At 64.1% G+C, this 16446-nt stretch carries 18 protein-coding genes and 5 tRNA genes; 19 read left to right on the top strand and 4 right to left on the bottom strand.

The annotated features are described in order from the left end of the window. Positions 1–3: 3 nt before the first annotated feature. Genes ACNR9O_RS11805 through truD form a run of 7 tightly spaced genes read left to right on the top strand, consistent with a single transcriptional unit; the run spans position 4 to position 5587 of the window. The gene (locus ACNR9O_RS11805) at positions 4–219 is read left to right on the top strand and encodes a hypothetical protein (RefSeq protein ID WP_473680305.1); all 216 of its coding nucleotides are present in this window, start codon (positions 4–6) and stop codon (positions 217–219) included. Positions 220–238: 19 nt separating this feature from the next. Beyond that, positions 239–1552, top strand: a complete 1314-nt coding sequence (eno, locus tag ACNR9O_RS11800; protein WP_473680307.1) for a phosphopyruvate hydratase — start codon at positions 239–241, stop codon at positions 1550–1552. Between the two features lie 19 nt (positions 1553–1571). Beyond that, positions 1572–1907: a cell division protein FtsB gene (gene ftsB / locus ACNR9O_RS11795; RefSeq protein WP_473680310.1), complete on the top strand. Its 336-nt coding sequence runs from the start codon at positions 1572–1574 to the stop codon at positions 1905–1907. A 1-nt stretch (position 1908) separates the two neighbouring features. Next, the gene (ispD, locus tag ACNR9O_RS11790) at positions 1909–2598 is read left to right on the top strand and encodes a 2-C-methyl-D-erythritol 4-phosphate cytidylyltransferase (protein ID WP_473680312.1); all 690 of its coding nucleotides are present in this window, start codon (positions 1909–1911) and stop codon (positions 2596–2598) included. A gap of 16 nt (positions 2599–2614) precedes the next feature. Next, positions 2615–3088, top strand: coding sequence for a 2-C-methyl-D-erythritol 2,4-cyclodiphosphate synthase (ispF, locus tag ACNR9O_RS11785; RefSeq protein WP_473700774.1), 474 nt, complete (start codon positions 2615–2617; stop codon positions 3086–3088). Further along, complete coding sequence (gene mgtE, locus ACNR9O_RS11780) at positions 3085–4527, top strand: magnesium transporter (RefSeq protein ID WP_473680316.1); 1443 nt, start codon at positions 3085–3087, stop codon at positions 4525–4527. Before ispF ends, mgtE begins: the two co-directional genes overlap by 4 nt. A 52-nt stretch (positions 4528–4579) precedes the next feature. Further along, positions 4580–5587: a tRNA pseudouridine(13) synthase TruD gene (gene truD / locus ACNR9O_RS11775; protein ID WP_473680318.1), complete on the top strand. Its 1008-nt coding sequence runs from the start codon at positions 4580–4582 to the stop codon at positions 5585–5587. A 9-nt stretch (positions 5588–5596) separates the two neighbouring features. Here the strand turns inward: truD and ACNR9O_RS11770 are convergent, their stop codons facing one another. Continuing rightward, the gene (locus ACNR9O_RS11770) at positions 5597–6142 is read right to left on the bottom strand and encodes a Smr/MutS family protein (protein WP_473680320.1); all 546 of its coding nucleotides are present in this window, start codon (positions 6140–6142) and stop codon (positions 5597–5599) included. Positions 6143–6399: 257 nt separating this feature from the next. On the opposite strand from ACNR9O_RS11770, the gene surE reads away from it, so the two are divergent. The 4 genes from surE to ACNR9O_RS11750 are packed head-to-tail and all read left to right on the top strand — an operon-like array spanning position 6400 to position 9607. Then, complete coding sequence (gene surE / locus ACNR9O_RS11765) at positions 6400–7188, top strand: 5'/3'-nucleotidase SurE (RefSeq protein WP_473680322.1); 789 nt, start codon at positions 6400–6402, stop codon at positions 7186–7188. Between the two features lie 2 nt (positions 7189–7190). Then, entirely contained in the window at positions 7191–7871 is a 681-nt protein-coding gene (locus tag ACNR9O_RS11760) for a protein-L-isoaspartate(D-aspartate) O-methyltransferase (RefSeq protein WP_473680324.1), read from the top strand. A 25-nt stretch (positions 7872–7896) separates the two neighbouring features. Beyond that, entirely contained in the window at positions 7897–8505 is a 609-nt protein-coding gene (locus ACNR9O_RS11755; protein ID WP_473680326.1) for a YqaA family protein, read from the top strand. 34 nt (positions 8506–8539) lie between these two features. After that, positions 8540–9607 (top strand): peptidoglycan DD-metalloendopeptidase family protein, encoded by a 1068-nt coding sequence (locus tag ACNR9O_RS11750; RefSeq protein WP_473680328.1) that lies wholly within the window; start codon positions 8540–8542, stop codon positions 9605–9607. A gap of 44 nt (positions 9608–9651) precedes the next feature. On the opposite strand, the gene ACNR9O_RS11745 is transcribed toward ACNR9O_RS11750, so the two are convergent. Both ACNR9O_RS11745 and yhbY read right to left on the bottom strand, forming a co-directional pair. Continuing rightward, the gene (locus ACNR9O_RS11745) at positions 9652–10029 is read right to left on the bottom strand and encodes an Mth938-like domain-containing protein (RefSeq protein ID WP_473680330.1); all 378 of its coding nucleotides are present in this window, start codon (positions 10027–10029) and stop codon (positions 9652–9654) included. Between the two features lie 10 nt (positions 10030–10039). Further along, on the bottom strand, positions 10040–10336 hold the full coding sequence (gene yhbY / locus ACNR9O_RS11740) for a ribosome assembly RNA-binding protein YhbY (RefSeq protein ID WP_473680332.1): 297 nt from the start codon (positions 10334–10336) through the stop codon (positions 10040–10042). 85 nt (positions 10337–10421) lie between these two features. Between yhbY and rlmE the strand changes: the two genes are divergently transcribed. From rlmE to ACNR9O_RS11700, 8 genes are all read left to right on the top strand, one after another. Continuing rightward, positions 10422–11072: a 23S rRNA (uridine(2552)-2'-O)-methyltransferase RlmE gene (rlmE, locus tag ACNR9O_RS11735; RefSeq protein WP_473680334.1), complete on the top strand. Its 651-nt coding sequence runs from the start codon at positions 10422–10424 to the stop codon at positions 11070–11072. After that, positions 11069–13018 (top strand): ATP-dependent zinc metalloprotease FtsH, encoded by a 1950-nt coding sequence (gene ftsH, locus ACNR9O_RS11730; protein ID WP_473680336.1) that lies wholly within the window; start codon positions 11069–11071, stop codon positions 13016–13018. Before rlmE ends, ftsH begins: the two co-directional genes overlap by 4 nt. Before the next feature lie 349 nt (positions 13019–13367). Next, positions 13368–13444: transfer RNA gene (locus ACNR9O_RS11725), tRNA-Arg, on the top strand. Between the two features lie 175 nt (positions 13445–13619). Next, a tRNA-Pro gene (locus ACNR9O_RS11720) sits at positions 13620–13696 on the top strand. A gap of 26 nt (positions 13697–13722) precedes the next feature. Further along, positions 13723–13799, top strand: a tRNA-Arg gene (locus ACNR9O_RS11715). A 16-nt stretch (positions 13800–13815) separates the two neighbouring features. Further along, positions 13816–13892 (top strand) — tRNA-His (locus ACNR9O_RS11710). Positions 13893–13910: 18 nt separating this feature from the next. Continuing rightward, positions 13911–13986 (top strand) — tRNA-Lys (locus ACNR9O_RS11705). 843 nt (positions 13987–14829) lie between these two features. Next, complete coding sequence (locus tag ACNR9O_RS11700) at positions 14830–15975, top strand: hypothetical protein (RefSeq protein ID WP_473680338.1); 1146 nt, start codon at positions 14830–14832, stop codon at positions 15973–15975. 174 nt (positions 15976–16149) lie between these two features. On the opposite strand, the gene ACNR9O_RS11695 is transcribed toward ACNR9O_RS11700, so the two are convergent. Beyond that, on the bottom strand, positions 16150–16401 hold the full coding sequence (locus ACNR9O_RS11695; protein WP_473680340.1) for an Arm DNA-binding domain-containing protein: 252 nt from the start codon (positions 16399–16401) through the stop codon (positions 16150–16152). Positions 16402–16446: the final 45 nt, after the last annotated feature.

Here is a 16446-nt window from a genome sequence, read left to right as displayed (position 1 = left end):
CGCATGTCCACGGATGAACCGCTGGTGCAACTGCTGACGGAAATTCGTGACATCCAGCGCGAGTACCTGGAGCTGTACCGCAAGAACAGCACGGCGGCCATTGCCAGGCAGGATCAGGCACTGAGCGTGACCAAGCGCTTCCAGAAGTTCTACCGCATGGTTGTCGCGGTGCTGCTGGCGGGCATTGCGGCCTTGATGTTTTGGATCTTCAAGCACTGACCCATAAGGGCATTACTTAATGACGACGCAGATCACCCGTATCCACGCCCGCGAGATCCTCGATTCCCGCGGCAACCCCACGCTCGAGGCGGAAGTGACCCTGGCTGGCGGCGGTTTCGGCCGCGCGGCCGTACCCAGCGGCGCATCCACCGGTACTCGCGAAGCGGTGGAGCTGCGCGACGGCGACAAGTCGCGCTATCTGGGCAAGGGCGTGAAGAACGCGGTGGCCAACGTCAATGGCGCGATCGCCGGTGCGCTCAAGAGTTTCGATGCGGCGGACCAGAAGGGTCTCGATGCCAAGCTGATCGCTCTGGACGGCACCCCGAACAAGGGCAAGCTGGGCGCCAACGCCATCCTCGGCGTTTCAATGGCCGCGGCCCATGCGGTGGCAGCGCAGAACCGCCAGCCGCTGTGGCAGTACCTGGCCACGATCAACGGCACCACCGGCAAGCCGGGCGCGCTGCCGGTGCCGATGATGAACATCATCAACGGCGGCGCTCATGCCGATAACAACGTCGACGTGCAGGAATTCATGGTGCTGCCGGTGGGCCTGCCGAGCTTCGCCGAGGCGCTGCGCGCCGGCACCGAGATCTTCCATGCGCTCAAGGGCGTGCTGAAGGGCAAGGGCCTGAACACCGCGGTGGGTGACGAGGGCGGCTTCGCGCCGAATCTGCGTTCGAACATCGAGGCACTGGATACCATCCTCGAAGCGGTGAACAAGTCCGGCTACAAGATCGGCAGCGACATCCTGCTGGGCCTGGACGTGGCCAGCTCCGAGTTCTTCAAGGATGGCAAATACGACCTGGAAGGCGAGGGCAAGGTCTATACGCCCGCGCAGTTCGTCGACCTGCTGGCCAGCTGGGCGAAGCAGTACCCGATTGTCACCATCGAGGACGGCATGGCCGAAGGCGACTGGGACGGCTGGAAGCTGCTCACAGACACCATCGGCGACAAGGTCCAGCTGGTCGGCGACGACCTGTTCGTGACCAATCCGGCGATCTTCCGCGAGGGCATCGACAAGAAGATCGCCAACGCGATCCTGATCAAGGTGAACCAGATCGGCACGCTGTCGGAGACGCTGGAGGCGATCGCGATGGCCGATGCGGCCAAGTACGCCGCGATCGTGTCGCACCGTTCGGGCGAAACGGAAGACACCACCATCGCCGATATCGCCGTGGCGACCACCGCGACGCAGATCAAGACCGGCTCGCTGTGCCGCACCGACCGCGTGGCGAAGTACAACCAGCTGCTGCGCATCGAGGAGCAGCTCGGCGCCGCCGCCCGCTACGCCGGCCGCCAGGCCTTTCCGAGCCTGAGCAGCCTCCCGGGCTGAGCGGTCGCGCGAACGTTCCATGCTGCGCTGGATCGCCCTCATCCTTCTGCTTGCGCTGATCGGTCTGCAGGTCAAACTGTGGACCGGCAGCGGTGGCGTGCACGAGGTCGAAACCCTGCGCGCTGCGGTCAAGAAACAGACCGACGACAATCAGCGCCTGCTTCAACGCAATCAGGCGCTGGGCGCGGACGTCGACGACCTCAAGCACGGCGAACAGGCGGTCGAGGCGCGTGCACGTGGCGAGCTGGGGCTGATCAAGCCCGGCGAGACCTTCTACCAGGTGGTCGAGCAGCCCGGCGCCGCTTCCTCCGCGCCGGCGGCGCCGCCGGCGCCCGCCGCCAGCAGCGGACACTGACATGGCGACACTGTGGTGCGTGGTGCCGGCCGCCGGGCGTGGCGCGCGGGTGGGCGGGGACATCCCCAAGCAATACCTGCCACTGGCCGGTCGGCCTTTGATCGAGCACACGCTCGAGCGGCTGGCGATGCATCCGCGCATTGCCGGACTGATGGTCGTGCTGGGGGCGGGCGACGAGCGGTGGCCCGGTTGGCGGAGTATCGCGGGCAAACCGCTGCTCACCGCTATCGGCGGCGCCGAGCGCTGCGATTCCGTGCTGGCAGGTCTCGAGGCATTGCCCGCGTCGGTGGACGCGGGCGAATTCGTTCTGGTCCATGATGCGGCACGGCCGTGCGTGCGTGCGGCGGACATCGAACGTCTGATCGTGCAAGCCGGCGCTGTCGACGGCGGTTTGCTGGGGGCGCCATTGCGCGACACGCTCAAGCGTGCGGATGCGCAAGGGCGCAGCCGGGTCACCGAGCCGCGCGAGGAGCGTTGGCGCGCCTTCACGCCGCAGATGTTCCGGCGCGATGACCTGGCCACAGCCTTGCGCGCGGCGTCGCAAAGCGGCCTTAAGCCGAGCGACGAAGCCATGGCCATGGAGCATGTCGGATTCCGCCCATTGCTCGTCGAAGGCGCCGAGGACAATATCAAGGTGACGACGGCCGCCGACTTCGCGCTGGCCGAATTCCTGCTGGGCAAGACGGCGTGAGGAAAGGCAGCGCATGATGCGGATCGGCCAGGGTTTCGATGTCCATATCTTCGGAGAAGGCGATCACGTCATGCTCGGTGGCGTGCGCGTACCGCACAATCGTGGCGTGCAGGCGCATTCGGACGGCGATGTGGTGATTCACGCCCTGTGCGATGCCATTTTCGGCGCGTTGGCGCTGGGCGATATCGGCCGGCATTTCCCGCCTTCGCAGGAACAGTGGCGCAACGCCGACAGTCGCCTTTTCTTGCGCCATGCGCAGGCGTTGATGCGCGAACGCGGCTACGCGCTTGGCAATGCGGATGTGACGGTGATCTGCGAAGCACCCAAGGTCGGGCCGCATGCGTTGGCGATGCGCGAAGTGCTCGCGGAGGAACTGCGTTGCGATATCGATCGTGTCAGCGTGAAGGCGACTACCACCGAGAAGCTGGGCTTCACAGGCCGGGGTGAGGGCATCGCCGCGCAGGCCTGCGTGCTGCTGGTCCTGGCATGAGCGAGGCGGAGGTCCGCGGCTCCGCCAACCGGCTGCACGAACAGCTGGAGCACATCAACGAACTGCTGCGCCGGCACAAGCTGGTTGAGCAAGTTGCGCATGCGCAGCACGGGCCGCACCAGGAGCTGGTCGACAATCTGTTGCACCGCCAGCACCTGGCCGAACTGCAGCGGCAGCTCGACGGACTGCACCCGGCAGATATCGCTTACATCCTCGAAGCGCTGCCGCTGGAGGATCGCCTCACCGTCTGGCAGCTGGTGAAGGCCGACCGCGACGGCGAGATCCTGCTCGAAGTCTCCGACGCGGTGCGCGAATCGCTGATCGCGGACATGGACCGACGCGAGATCCTTGCCGCGGTCGAGCCGCTGGAGGCCGACGAGCTGGCCGACCTGGTCGAGGATCTGCCGACCGAGGTGCTGCCCGAGCTGATGGCGAGCCTCGACGCGCAGCAGCGCGAGCAGTTGCAATCGGCGTTGTCCTGGAAGGACGATCAGGTCGGCGCGCTGATGGACTTCGAGATGGTCACCATCCGCGAGGACGTTAGCCTCGAGGTGGTACTGCGTTATCTGCGTCGTTTCGACGAGCTGCCTGCGCAGACCGACAAACTGTTCGTGGTCAACCAGGACAATGTGCTGACCGGCGTGCTTCCGTTGCATTGGCTGTTGGTGAACTCGCCCGAGAAGATGGTCAGCGAGGTGATGGCGCCAGACGTCAACACTTTCCATCCTGCCGACGACGCTTACGAGGTGGCGCAGGCGTTCGAACGCTACGACCTGGTGACCGCGCCGGTGGTGGACGACAGCAGCCATCTGATCGGCCGCATCACCATCGACGCGATGGTCGATGTGATCCGCGAGGAGGGCGAGAGCGAAGCGCTCAGCCGCGGCGGCCTGCGCGAAGAGGAGGACATCTTCGCCTCGGTGTGGAAGTCGCTGCGCAACCGCTGGGCGTGGCTGGCGATCAATCTGATTACCGCCTTTATCGCGTCGCGCGTGATCGGCCTGTTCGAAGGGTCGATCCAGAAACTGGTGGCGCTGGCCGCGCTGATGCCGATCGTCGCCGGCATCGGCGGCAACTCCGGCAACCAGACCATCACCATGATCGTGCGCGCCCTGGCGCTGGACCAGATCACGCCGGCCAGCGCCAAGCGCCTGTGGCACAAGGAGATGGGCGTGGCGCTGGTCAATGGACTGGTCTGGGGCGGCGTGATCGGCGTGGTGGCCTGGTTGCTGTACGGCAACGTGGCGCTGGGCCTGGTGATGACTGGCGCGATGACGCTGAATCTCCTGCTCGCCGCGTTCTGCGGCGTGGGCATACCGATGCTGATGGCGCGCCTGGGGCGCGACCCTGCGCTGGGTTCCAGCGTCATGATCACGGCCATGACGGACAGCGGCGGCTTCTTCATCTTTCTCGGGCTGGCGACGCTGTTCCTGATGTAATGCCCACCTCCGGCCGATGGTCGGCCATCTCCTTTTCCTGGTTTTCATCGATATGAGCGAACTTCCTTTTGCCTACGGCGCGCCGCCGTTGACCGCCCGGCTGCGCAGTGCGCCGGAGGATTTCCAGGTCGAGGAAATGCTCGGTTACGAGGCCGACGGTGCGGGCGAGCACGCCTTGCTGTGGGTGGAGAAGCTCGGCGCCAACACCGATTGGGTGGCGCGTGAGCTGGCGCGTTTCGCCGGCGTACCGCCGGTCGCGGTCGGTTATGCAGGCCTGAAGGATCGCCATGCGGTGACGCGCCAGATGTTCTCCGTACAGTTGGCCGGCAAGCCCGATCCAGACTGGTCGGCCTTCCCGCATGCGGAGGTGCGCGTACTGTCGGCGGCACGCCACCAGCGCAAGCTCAAGCGAGGCGCGCTGCGCGGCAACCGGTTCGTGCTGGTGCTGCGGGAGGTGCAGGGCGACCGCGGGCGTGCCGAAGAAGTGCTGGAGCGGATCGCGCTGCGCGGCGTGCCCAACTATTTCGGCGAACAGCGCTTCGGCCGGGGCGGAAGCAACGTGGAACAAGCCAGGGCGATGTTCGCCGGGCGTCGTGTCGATCGCGACAAGCGATCTTTCCTGTTGTCGGCGGCGCGCTCGCATATCTTCAACGAGGTATTGGCCGCCCGCGTGGAGCGCGGCGCCTGGGACTCGCCGCTGGATGGCGAAATCTGGGCGCTGGCCGGCAGCCGCTCGTGGTTCGGGCCGGAAGCGTTCGACGCCACGCTGGCCGATCGCCTCGCTCGCGGCGACATCCACCCCTCCGGCCCCCTGTGGGGGCAGGGCGAAACGCCGGCTGGCGACGTTGCCGGCGCGCTGGAAAACCAGATCGCCGCCGCGAACGCGGAGCTGGCCGACGGCCTGGTGGCGGCCCGCATGGACCAGGAGCGTCGTCCGCTGCGTCTGCTGCCTGGTCAATTGCGCTGGCGCTGGCTGGAAGATGATGCGCTGGAGCTTTCCTTCGAACTGCCCGCCGGCGCCTACGCCACCGTGGTCGTGCGGGAAGTAGCCTTGGCCTGAGCCGGCCGGTCAGTCTTTCAGCAGGACGACCACCGCGCCGGTGCCGCCCTGCATGGGGCGTGCCGAGGCAAAGGCGATCACGTCGTCGCGGCGGCGCAGGAGACGATCGGTCAGCACTTTCAGGACCGGGCCACTGGCCTTGGAGCGCAAACCTTTGCCGTGCACGATGCGCACACAGCGCATGCCGCGCCGATGCGCTTCGGCGAGGAAATCGGCAATGCAAGCCTGGGCGGCCGCGGCATTCATCTGGTGCAGGTCGATGTCGTCCTGCACGCTGAACTGCCCGCGCTTGAGTTGCTTGAGCAGCTTGGGCGGATAGCCGTCGCGCAGGTAGCTAAGCTCCTCGCCGACTTCCATCAGGCCGGGATCGAAGGCCATGTCCAGCAGTTCTCCGGGTACCGCCGCCTCGTCGGCTTCGAGCATGTGGGCCCTCGGTTCCGGCCGCGGCGCCGCAGGCGGTGCTTCGGCCGGTTCGAGGCGGCGGATGTCGCCGATCGCATCGCGGAACAGACGCGCGTCGTCGTCGCTGACGGTGGCTGGAGGGCGGCGTTTCATGGTGCCATCCTAACCAAGAATTCGCGTCCTTCGCATAAGGATGGCGAGCGACGGATGCCCCTGGAAAGGAGGCATGAACCCTGCAGCGCGAGGTGATGCCTGCCCGGGTTCCGGCGTTGCCTGCGAGGACATGCGTTCACGCGCTTTCGTGCGTGAGCAGCCGTGAAACCCGGGGCCCGCTCGGGTAGACTTCGGGCCTATCACTGGCGTGCGGGGGACTCGGGCGCATGCCGGAGCCTGGCTTTGAACGGATGACGATGCGAGTACTCGTAAGCAACGACGACGGCGTGGATGCCCCCGGTATCCGCGTGCTCGCCGAGCGCCTCGGCAGGGTTGGCGAGGTCACGGTAGTGGCCCCCGATCGCGACCGCTCCGGCGCGAGCAATTCACTTACCCTGGATGCACCGATCCGCGCGCTGCGGATGGACAACGGCTATTACCGCGTGGCGGGCACACCGACCGATTGCGTCCATCTGGCGCTGGCCGGGCTGCTGGATCACGAGCCCGACATCGTCGTCTCCGGCATCAACAACTCCGCCAATCTCGGCGACGACGTGATCTATTCCGGCACGGTGTCGGCCGCGATGGAAGGCCGCTTCCTTGGCCTGCCGGCGATTGCCGTGTCGTTGGTGAGCACCGATCACAAGGGTGAGCACTACGAGTCCGCCGCGCGTGCCGTGCTGATGCTGATGGAGCGCCTGCTGGTCGACCCGCTGCCGGCCGACACCATTCTCAATGTCAACGTGCCGGACCGTCCATGGGAGGAAATCCACGGTTTCGAAGTGACCCGGCTCGGCAAGCGTCATCGTTCGGCGCCTTGCATCCAGCAGGCCGACCCGCGCGGCCGGCCGATCTGGTGGATCGGTCCTGCGGGCGATGTTGACGACGCCGGTCCTGGCACCGACTTCAACGCCGTGCAGCGCGGCTATATCTCGGTCACGCCGATTCATGTGGACCTCACGCGCTTCCAGGCGCTGGAAAAGGTCAGCAGCTGGATGAGCGGGCTCAGCAGCCGCATGGATGGGTGCGGGGAGAGGGCGGCGTGACCATGAACGTGCATCCGCTTCCGCCATCCGCGCTCAAGGGCGAAGGCATGACGTCGCAGCGCGCACGCGACCGTTTGGCCGCCAAGCTTAAGGAAGAGGGGATCCGCGATCCGCGTGTGATCGAGGTGATCCGCAATCTGCCGCGCCACCATTTCATCGACCAGGCACTGCATTCGCGCGCCTACGAGAACACCGCGCTGCCCATCGGGCATGGCCAGACCATTTCGCAGCCGTGGGTGGTGGCGCGCATGACCGAGGCGCTGCTCGAGTTCGGCATGCCGCAGAAGGTGCTGGAGATCGGTACCGGCTCGGGTTACCAGGCGGTGGTGCTGGCTTCGCTGGTACCGCAGATCTACACGGTCGAGCGCATCGAGGAGCTGTTGCGCCAGGCGCGCCGCCGCTTCCGCCAGCTGGGGCTGGCCAACATCCGCTCCCGCCATGATGACGGCAAGCTGGGCTGGAGCGATGAGGCGCCGTTCGACGCAATCATCCTTACTGCCGCCGGCGACACTATCCCTACGCAGCTGCTCGACCAGCTCACGCCCACCGGCGTGCTGGTGGCTCCGGTCGGTTCGCCCAGCCACCAGACCCTGATCCGCATGCGCGGCGACGGGGAGGGCGACTTCGTCCAGGAAGAACTCGGGCCCGTGAGCTTCGTGCCGCTGCTGGGCGGCATCGGATGATCCCTCTCTTCAACAAGGACGCCTGATGCGCCTGTTCGGAACGCTCTATGCCCGTGCCCTGACCTGGGCGCGCCACCCCAAGGCGGTCTATTACTTGTGCGGGTTGAGCTTCGTCGAGGCCTTCATCTTTCCGATCATGCCGGAAGTGATGCTGGCGCCCATGATGCTGGGCAAGCGGCACAAGGCGTTCTTCTACGCCAATATCAGCCTGCTGTTCTCCTTGCTCGGCTCGCTGGTCGGCTACGCGCTGGGTCACTGGGCGTTCCAGGCCCTGCATCCGGTGCTCGAGGCGCTGCATCTGCTGGCACCGATCGAGCAAGGCGTGGAGAGCCTGCGCACGCAGATGAACACGCATTGGCTCGGCCTGCTGGTGGTGCTGGCGCTGGCCGCGCTGCAGCCGGTCGTGCCGATGAAATTCGTGACCTGGGCCGCGGGCATCGTCGGCGTGCCGCTGATCCCGTTCCTGGTCTGCATGGCGGTCGGGCGTGGCAAGCGCGTGTGGCTGCTGGCCTTGCTGATCCGCCTGTTCGGCGAGCGCGCCGAGCGACTCCTGCACAAGCACATCGAGCGCATTGGCTGGGCGGCGATCGTCATCCTCGCCGGCCTCCTGGCGTGGTGGCTGTTGCGCCGCTGAGGTTCGGGAATCTCCCATGGACAAGGAAGCCCGCATGAAAATGACGTTACGGCTCGGTATGCTCAAACGCATGAAAGGACCCAGCCGCTACCTCGCCCCCGCCGCGCTTTCCCTGTTGCTGGCCGCCTGCGTGTCCCCGCGCAGCTCGGTTGTCGTCGAACCCGCCGGTTCGCAAGGGCGCACGGTGGCGCCGAGCGCCCGCGCCGCAGCGCCGGGCGGCAGCTACCGCGTGGTGAAGGGCGACACGTTGTATTCGATCGCCTTCCGTAACGGCGTGGATTTCCGCGACCTGGCGTCGTGGAACGGCATTGCCGCGCCATACACGATCTGGCCGGGGCAGGTATTGAAGCTGTCGTCCGGCGGCGGTGCGGCGGCTTCCAGTTCCGCTGTCGCGGCGGCCGGGCATGCGGCTACCCCGTCGCGGCCGGCGAGCGCCACGCCTGCATCTACGCCTCAGGCCGGCGCGGCGCCGAGTGCCGGCGGTTTCCAGCCTGTAGCGAATACGCCTCCTGCGGCAGCCCAGCCAGCGGCTACCGCGACGGCGGCGGCATCCGCCGCTTCCGCGACACCAGTGGTTGCTGTTCCGCCCTCGATACCCGCGCCTGCCACCACGGCCGCGACGGTCGTACCCGTCGCCGGCGTACCCGCCACAGCCCATACGGCCACCGCGCCCACAACGCCTCCCCCGGCGCCCGCTCAGCCGGTCGCAGCTGGTGGGACCCGCTCCAGTGGCGGCGTCACCTGGCGCTGGCCGGCCGATGGCGCAATGGGGAAACGCTTCCAATCAGGCGACGCGATCCCGGGCATTGAGATTCTCGGCAAATCCGGCGATCCGATACGCGCCGCTGCGGATGGCGTGGTCGTGTACAGCGGCAATGGACTGGTGGGCTACGGCGAGCTGGTGATCATCAAGCACAACGACAGCTTCCTGTCGGCTTATGGGCACAACAGCAAGCGTCTGGTAAAGGAAGGACAGCACGTCAGCGCCGGCCAGCAGATCGCGGAAATGGGATCCACCGGTGCCACCCGCGACGAATTGCAGTTCCAGATCCGCCGCGACGGCAATCCGGTCGATCCGATGGGATATCTGCCGTCGCGCTGACTAGGGGGTGGCCAGTCCGATAGGGACTGGCCGAACGAGGCGGCTCAGCCTTCCGGCAGGATGAAGGCGACGACCACGCGCCGGTTCTCGCCGGCAAGCAGGTCGTAGGTACGTGCAGCGGCGGCGTTGTCCATGACTTCCACGCCCACGCCGCGGCTCAGGAACCCAGCCATGAAGGCCGCCGTGGGGAACACCTGGCGCTCGCCGGTGCCGAGGATCACCACTTCGGGTTGCAGTTCCAGGATCGCGTCGACATGGCTGGCGTCCAGTTGACCGGCGTGCGATACCGGCCAGTCCTCGATGGCCCGCTCTGGGGAAAGCACCAGGCTGCGGGTGAACTCCCGGTCGACTACTGTGATACTGCGTGCGCCGATGCGACGCACGAAAAGATAGTCGCCTGGGCGGTCGAGCGAGAGGTCCATGGCCTGCGGCTCAGCGGGGCAGAGCGAGCTTGGGCTCGTCTTCGTTGCGACGAAACAGCACCACGATGTGGCCGATCTGCTGGATGCTCTCGGCACCGGTGCCCCCGGCGAGGAAGTCGATCTGTTCCTGGCGCTCATCCTTGTCGCCGCCGGACAGCTTCACCTTGACCAGCTCGTGGTGCGTCAGGGCGAGGTCCAGTTCCTTGACCACGGCCTCGGTCGCGCCTTTGGCGCCCAGCAGGATCACTGGCTTCAGGTCATGGGCCAGGCTGCGCAGGTAGCGGCGCTGTGACGGGGAGAGCGACATGCGTTCAGTCTCGGATTCGCGGCAGATGGACCGTCAAGGGTATCATGGGCGCCCATTACCCCGTATCTGTGGCCGTTGCCGACCCATGTCTCGCAGCAAAAGCAGTTCCCGCTGGCTGCGGGAGCATTTCGACGACGTCTATGTAAAGAAGGCCCAGGCCGAGGGCCTGCGGTCCCGTGCCGTGTTCAAGCTGGAGGAGCTGATCGACCGAGATCGCTTGCTCAAGCCGGGCATGCGGGTTGTCGATCTCGGCGCCGCCCCCGGCGGCTGGTCCCAGCTGGTGCGGCAGCGCCTGGGCGACACAGGCATGGTGGTGGCCCTGGACATCCTGCCCATGCAGGGCATAGGGGGAGTGGATTTCCTGCAGGGCGACTTCCGGGAGGAGTCCGTGCTGCGCGAGCTGGAAAGCCGGCTTGGCGGCCAGAAAGTCGATCTTGTGCTGTCCGACATGGCCCCCAATATGAGTGGTGTCGCGCTGGCCGACCAGATCCGGGCGATGGATCTGGCCGAGCTGGCGCTGGACTTCAGCCGGCACTGGCTGAAGCCGGGCGGTTCGTTCCTGATCAAGTTATTCCAGGGCGCTGGCTTCGACGATTACCTGCGTAGCTTGCGCACGGAGTTTTCGCGCGTAACTATGCGTAAACCAAAGGCCTCCCGCGCCCGTTCGCGCGAGGTATATGCGCTGGCCACAGGAAAGAAGGCCAGTGGCGCTCAACCGGGCGAGAACCGTGCATGAATGAGATGGCTAAAAATCTGTTGCTCTGGCTGATTATCGCCGTGGTGTTGCTGACGGTGTTCCAGAGCTTCAATCCGCATGGCGCGTCGTCGTCCGATCTGCCCTACAGCAGCTTTGTGCAGAGCGTGGACAACGGCAACGTGGCCACCGCGACGATCGGTGCCGACCAGCCGGCCACTATCAGCGGCAAGCTGAAAGACGGCAGCGCGTTCCGGACCGTGGCACCGGTGCTCGGTTTCTCCAACAGCACCGTCGTCAAGCAGATGCAGGACAAGGGCGTGGAGGTACGCCAGGAGCCGGCGAACAACGGCTTCTCCCTGCTGGGCCTGTTGCTCAACTGGCTGCCGATCATCCTGATCGTCGGTGTCTTCATCTGGTTCATGCGCCAGATGCAGGCCGGTGCAGGTGGTCGCGGTGCCATGAGCTTCGGGCGCTCGCGCGCCAAGTTGCAGGGCGAGGACCAGATCAAGGTCAATTTCAGCGACGTTGCGGGTTGCGACGAAGCCAAGGAAGAAGTCGGCGAACTGGTCGAGTTCCTGCGCGACCCGGGCAAGTTCCAGAAGCTGGGTGGCAAGATTCCGCGCGGCGTGCTGATGGTGGGCCCGCCGGGCACCGGCAAGACCTTGCTCGCCAAGGCGATCGCCGGCGAGGCGAAGGTGCCGTTCTTCTCCATCTCAGGTTCCGACTTCGTCGAGATGTTCGTGGGTGTCGGCGCCAGCCGCGTGCGCGATATGTTCGACCAGGCCAAGAAGCACGCGCCATGCATCATCTTTATCGATGAGATCGATGCGGTGGGTCGCCACCGTGGCGCTGGCCTGGGCGGCGGTCATGACGAGCGCGAGCAGACTCTCAACCAGTTGCTGGTGGAGATGGATGGTTTCGAGGGCACCGAGGGCGTGATCGTGATTGCCGCGACCAACCGTCCGGATGTGCTGGACCCTGCGTTGCTGCGTCCGGGCCGCTTCGACCGCCAGGTCGTCGTGGGGCTCCCGGATGTGAAGGGGCGCGAGCAGATCCTGAAAGTGCATCTGCGCAAGGTGCCGGTCGCCGCTGACGTCGATCCGATGACGATCGCGCGCGGTACCCCTGGCTTCTCCGGTGCCGACCTGGCGAATCTGGTCAATGAAGCCGCGCTGTTCGCCGCCCGCGAAAATGCGCGCGACGTACGCATGAGCCACCTGGACAAGGCGCGCGACAAGATCCTGATGGGTACGGAGCGCCGCTCGATGGCCATGAGCGAGGACGAGAAGAAGCTCACAGCCTACCACGAGGCGGGCCACGCCATTGTCGGCCGCCTGGTGCCCGAGCACGACCCGGTCTACAAGGTCACGATCATTCCGCGCGGCCGCGCTCTTGGCGTGACCATGTACCTGCCGGAAGGCGACAAGTACAGCATGAACCGCGTGGCGATCGAATCGCAGCTGTGCTCGCTTTATGGCGGCCGCGTCGCCGAAGCGTTGATCTTCGGCGAGGACAAGGTTACGACCGGCGCGTCCAACGACATCGAACGCGCCACCAAGATGGCGCGCAACATGGCGACCAAATGGGGCCTTTCAGACAAGCTGGGCCCGGTGACCTATGGTGAGGAAGAAGACGAGGTCTTCCTTGGTCGCGCCGTCACTCAGCACAAGAACGTCTCGAACGAGACGGCGCGCAAGATCGACGAGGAGGTCCGTGCGATCCTGGATCGCGCGTATGCGCGCACCAATCAACTGCTGACCGACAACATCGACAAGCTGCACGTCATGGCGGAAGCGCTGCTGCAGTACGAAACCATCGATGCGCATCAGATCGACGAGATCATGGCGGGTCGCGTGCCCGGTCCTCCGGCCGATTGGACCAAGACCGCATCGCCTGGACCTACGCCGCCTCCGCCGCCGCCGCGTGGCGACGCTGGCGCCAAGGTAGGCGATCCGGCGACGCAGAGTCGACACCCGCTTGGTTGAGTGCCGCCAAGGCACACGCAAGACGAGAAGGGCGGCCCATTGGCCGCCCCTTTTGTTTGTGGAGTGAGTGGCACGTATGCGAATAGCGTTGCCGGCTTTCTGACCGTATTCCTGGTGGTGCGTGGAATGTTTCTATGCGCATCACGGACCCTCTAGGCGATCTGGTCTCAGACAGTTAGAATGTGCGGCTTCGAAACGCGGTCGTTTCATCGAGTTGTGAATGTTTCGGCACTCGGTGAAAAAAAACTGAAAAAAGTATTGACGACCGCCGCCCGAATCTGAATAATTCCGCTTCTCGCTTCGGCGCTTTCCACTCCGGTGGTTAAGCGGCAAGGCAAATGTTTCAAATGCGCCCGTAGCTCAGTTGGATAGAGTACCAGGCTACGAACTTGGTGGTCGGGAGTTCGAATCTCTCCGGGCGCGCCAATTAAAACGCGAGGTATGGTGTCCGCATCATGGCTTGCAGCCGCTCGACAAAGCATCGTCGTGCGGACCGGACGAAAGATGTGTTCGGTGTGCTTCGATACGGATTGACTGGGCGAAGCGGCACCCGTAGCATTTCAAAGCTTCGGTACGGCGAAAGCGACCGAGGGTTCGAAATCGGGGTATAGCTCAGCCTGGTAGAGCGCCAGCTTTGGGAGCTGGAAGTCGTGGGTTCGAATCCCTCTGCCCCGACCAGCAGTTGCTCTGCACCAAAGTGCATTGCGCCTGTAGCTCAACCGGATAGAGCATCGGCCTTCTAAGCCGACGGTTGCAGGTTCGATTCCTGTCGGGCGCGCCAGTACATCAAGGTTATGGTGGGCGTAGCTCAGTTGGTTAGAGTACCGGATTGTGATTCCGGTTGTCGTGGGTTCGAGTCCCATCGTCCACCCCAAACAAATCGAGAAGTTCAGGGCCGTTAGCTCAGCTGGTAGAGCAGTTGACTCTTAATCAATTGGTCGTAGGTTCGAATCCTACACGGCCCACCAATGTAAGAAACGCCCAGGGAAACCTGGGCGTTTTTCTTTTTTGAGCTTTTCAAACGATATCCACGAAATGGATGGCTATACGTCTATTCGATAAGGCTGTGAAGGTTAGAGGTTCGCGGTGGCATGGATTGCATCTGTGGAATCGACGGTCGGTCGGCTTGCTCGCCACGGGCGTTCAAGAGACAGGGATCGTTCTGTAGGAATTCCCCTACATGTTGACGCGTGCTTCACCTCTACAGCCTCCGATCCGTAAACGCCAAACTATCTCTGTCCGGCAAGTCAGGCACCTTTGCCGACGACCTGGACTAGGACATAGCGGCTAAGGATGGCTGCAAGCCCCAAGGATGGGGCTTTTTCTTTGCCCCGCGTTTGGGAACGGGTGTAGAGAGGTTCCAGCGAAACTAGATGGTCATGTTGACCACGTCCTCGTAGCGACGCTACCGTGTTGGAAACTCCCCTCGTATCGTCTCGCGATACTTCGCCGCTCCCCATCAACTAGCGCAGCGCGTCCACGGGGATCTTGCAGGCCTTTCGCTTTGCATGCGCAATAGAACGTTAGGCATCTCAGATATACGCCCCAGAAAAGAGGCGCTGGGTATCCCCCTTGGACGACAGGCATTTAAAAAGCCACATATTCGTGGGCTCTTCTCGTGTTCCGTTGACTCTATGGGACGTCCTTGGACCCTCTCGGTAGGTGATAGGGATCGAAAAGAACAATTTGGTGCGACTTGAAGGTAGGTTTCTGGAAAATGCCCCAAAAAATACCCCGGGCTTACAAGCGCTTATAGGGGTGTTGCAGACTGGCTCGCCGAGGCAAGCCTGTCGATTGCCGGAGTTAAGTTCATGCGTTTACTGATGGCTGGCTCAATCGTCATGCTCGGCCTAGTCGGCCTTTGCCACGCAGACGAGAAGCAGGGGATCGTGTACGTCGGCACGATCGGCAAGTCGGCTATCGCACTACGGCTCGAAAAGAACGAGCAGCAAACGATCGGCCGTTACTTCTATCGCTCTCAGGGTGTGGATATCAGCTTGCTGCCTGGTAAAAGGGGCGGTGAGTTCATCGAGTGCCCGCTATCTGGCGGCGATGCGGAGCCTCCCGCATGCGAACATCCCACCGGTTATTGGACGCTATCGTTCGGCGCCGACGCGGTGACGGGCGAGTGGCGTAAAACACCGCAGGTGGCTCACGCACTTGCCATCGATCTCAAGCGCACCACTTTGCCCTGCGATATGGGTCCGGCCGATACATCCCTGAGCGGGCATACCTACGAGTGCCTACGCAGCGAGGGCGAGCAAGAGGTGCTTCCGAAGAAAGGCACCGCCGCCAACGGTGGGGTGACCTGGCAGTTCGTTAGAGACAAGCGAAGTGGCGCCATCATGCCGCAGCTGGTCAAGGCGCCCAACGCGGAGGCTATGCGTCGGATTAACGAGGCTCGACAGAAGATCTTCAGGAACGAGGTTAGCGCTGCCCTGCAATCGCTTCCTCAAGGCGAGTCGAGCTGCACGCCGACCGTGGCATTTGCGAACGAGCGTCTTTTTGTTATCGATGAGAACTGCGAATCGGATTGGCCCGGCGCCGTGCATCCGTCAAGCGGGTGGGGAACGGTGTCCTACGATCTGGCGACGGGTGACGACATCGACTGGACTACGGAACTGCGTTTTCCCACCACCAATGACAAGACTTTCGACTACGCCAAGGGTAATGACATCGTGTCGCTGGCCTTGCGTCACGCAGCAGATAAGCGCGAAGAGGATGACTGTCAGGCCCAGGCATTGGAGAGTTTCGATTGCAAAGGTAGCGTGTGTACTAATTGGGGGCATTTCGGCAACGGCTGGAAAAATGACATCCAATTTTCCCCGCGGCCGCAAGGTCTGTTCACTGCCTTCAATATGTATCCCGAAATGGCGAGAAATTGCCGTGGTGAAGGATTCATCTTGCCTTGGCGCGACGTGCGCGCATTGCAAACATCGCCCCGCCAACTTCCCTGATCAAGCCCGGATGTGTCTTCTCGCATAAGCGAAAGCTCTGACGTCGAGCTGCCGAGAGTTTGTCGGACTGGGGGGGGGCGGCGAACGCCATCCAGTCCCGGGCAGCGCGTTCAAAGGTGTCCGAGGCGATAGCCTCTGCTTGGATTCCTGGCTGCCTTCTCGGCCCTCCGCAGCTCACTCGGATCTTGGCCTTGGGCTAGGCCTCCTGGCCTCCTCGTGACGCTGGCGCGCGTCCTGGAGTGACACGATGGGGTAGGAGCCAAGTGCCAGCAACTTCTCTTTGCCGGCGACGCGGTACTTCCATCGCCACAGCTTCGAGCCGATGGGGTTCACGAGCAGGTAAAGGCCATTGCCTACAGCGATCTCGTAGGGCTTGTCCTGTGGCTTCGCCTTGCGTAGTGCAACGTCGGTGATGAGCATCGACATCTGGGGGTATCCAGTTGACGGGTCTGGGGGCGATATCCCCACGTA

The sequence above is a fragment of the Dyella sp. CR10 genome (assembly GCF_055814425.1).
This window is presented reverse-complemented; position numbering and strand designations above follow the sequence as displayed.

Coding starts and splice junctions, on each gene's coding strand:
- ACNR9O_RS11805 (WP_473680305.1), top strand. CDS start 4: ATGTCCACGGATGAACCGCTGGTGCAACTGCTGACGGAAATTCGTGAC.
- eno (WP_473680307.1), top strand. CDS start 239: ATGACGACGCAGATCACCCGTATCCACGCCCGCGAGATCCTCGATTCC.
- ftsB (WP_473680310.1), top strand. CDS start 1,572: ATGCTGCGCTGGATCGCCCTCATCCTTCTGCTTGCGCTGATCGGTCTG.
- ispD (WP_473680312.1), top strand. CDS start 1,909: ATGGCGACACTGTGGTGCGTGGTGCCGGCCGCCGGGCGTGGCGCGCGG.
- ispF (WP_473700774.1), top strand. CDS start 2,615: ATGCGGATCGGCCAGGGTTTCGATGTCCATATCTTCGGAGAAGGCGAT.
- mgtE (WP_473680316.1), top strand. CDS start 3,085: ATGAGCGAGGCGGAGGTCCGCGGCTCCGCCAACCGGCTGCACGAACAG.
- truD (WP_473680318.1), top strand. CDS start 4,580: ATGAGCGAACTTCCTTTTGCCTACGGCGCGCCGCCGTTGACCGCCCGG.
- ACNR9O_RS11770 (WP_473680320.1), bottom strand. CDS start 6,142: ATGAAACGCCGCCCTCCAGCCACCGTCAGCGACGACGACGCGCGTCTG.
- surE (WP_473680322.1), top strand. CDS start 6,400: ATGCGAGTACTCGTAAGCAACGACGACGGCGTGGATGCCCCCGGTATC.
- ACNR9O_RS11760 (WP_473680324.1), top strand. CDS start 7,191: ATGAACGTGCATCCGCTTCCGCCATCCGCGCTCAAGGGCGAAGGCATG.
- ACNR9O_RS11755 (WP_473680326.1), top strand. CDS start 7,897: ATGCGCCTGTTCGGAACGCTCTATGCCCGTGCCCTGACCTGGGCGCGC.
- ACNR9O_RS11750 (WP_473680328.1), top strand. CDS start 8,540: ATGAAAATGACGTTACGGCTCGGTATGCTCAAACGCATGAAAGGACCC.
- ACNR9O_RS11745 (WP_473680330.1), bottom strand. CDS start 10,029: ATGGACCTCTCGCTCGACCGCCCAGGCGACTATCTTTTCGTGCGTCGC.
- yhbY (WP_473680332.1), bottom strand. CDS start 10,336: ATGTCGCTCTCCCCGTCACAGCGCCGCTACCTGCGCAGCCTGGCCCAT.
- rlmE (WP_473680334.1), top strand. CDS start 10,422: ATGTCTCGCAGCAAAAGCAGTTCCCGCTGGCTGCGGGAGCATTTCGAC.
- ftsH (WP_473680336.1), top strand. CDS start 11,069: ATGAATGAGATGGCTAAAAATCTGTTGCTCTGGCTGATTATCGCCGTG.
- ACNR9O_RS11700 (WP_473680338.1), top strand. CDS start 14,830: ATGCGTTTACTGATGGCTGGCTCAATCGTCATGCTCGGCCTAGTCGGC.
- ACNR9O_RS11695 (WP_473680340.1), bottom strand. CDS start 16,401: ATGTCGATGCTCATCACCGACGTTGCACTACGCAAGGCGAAGCCACAG.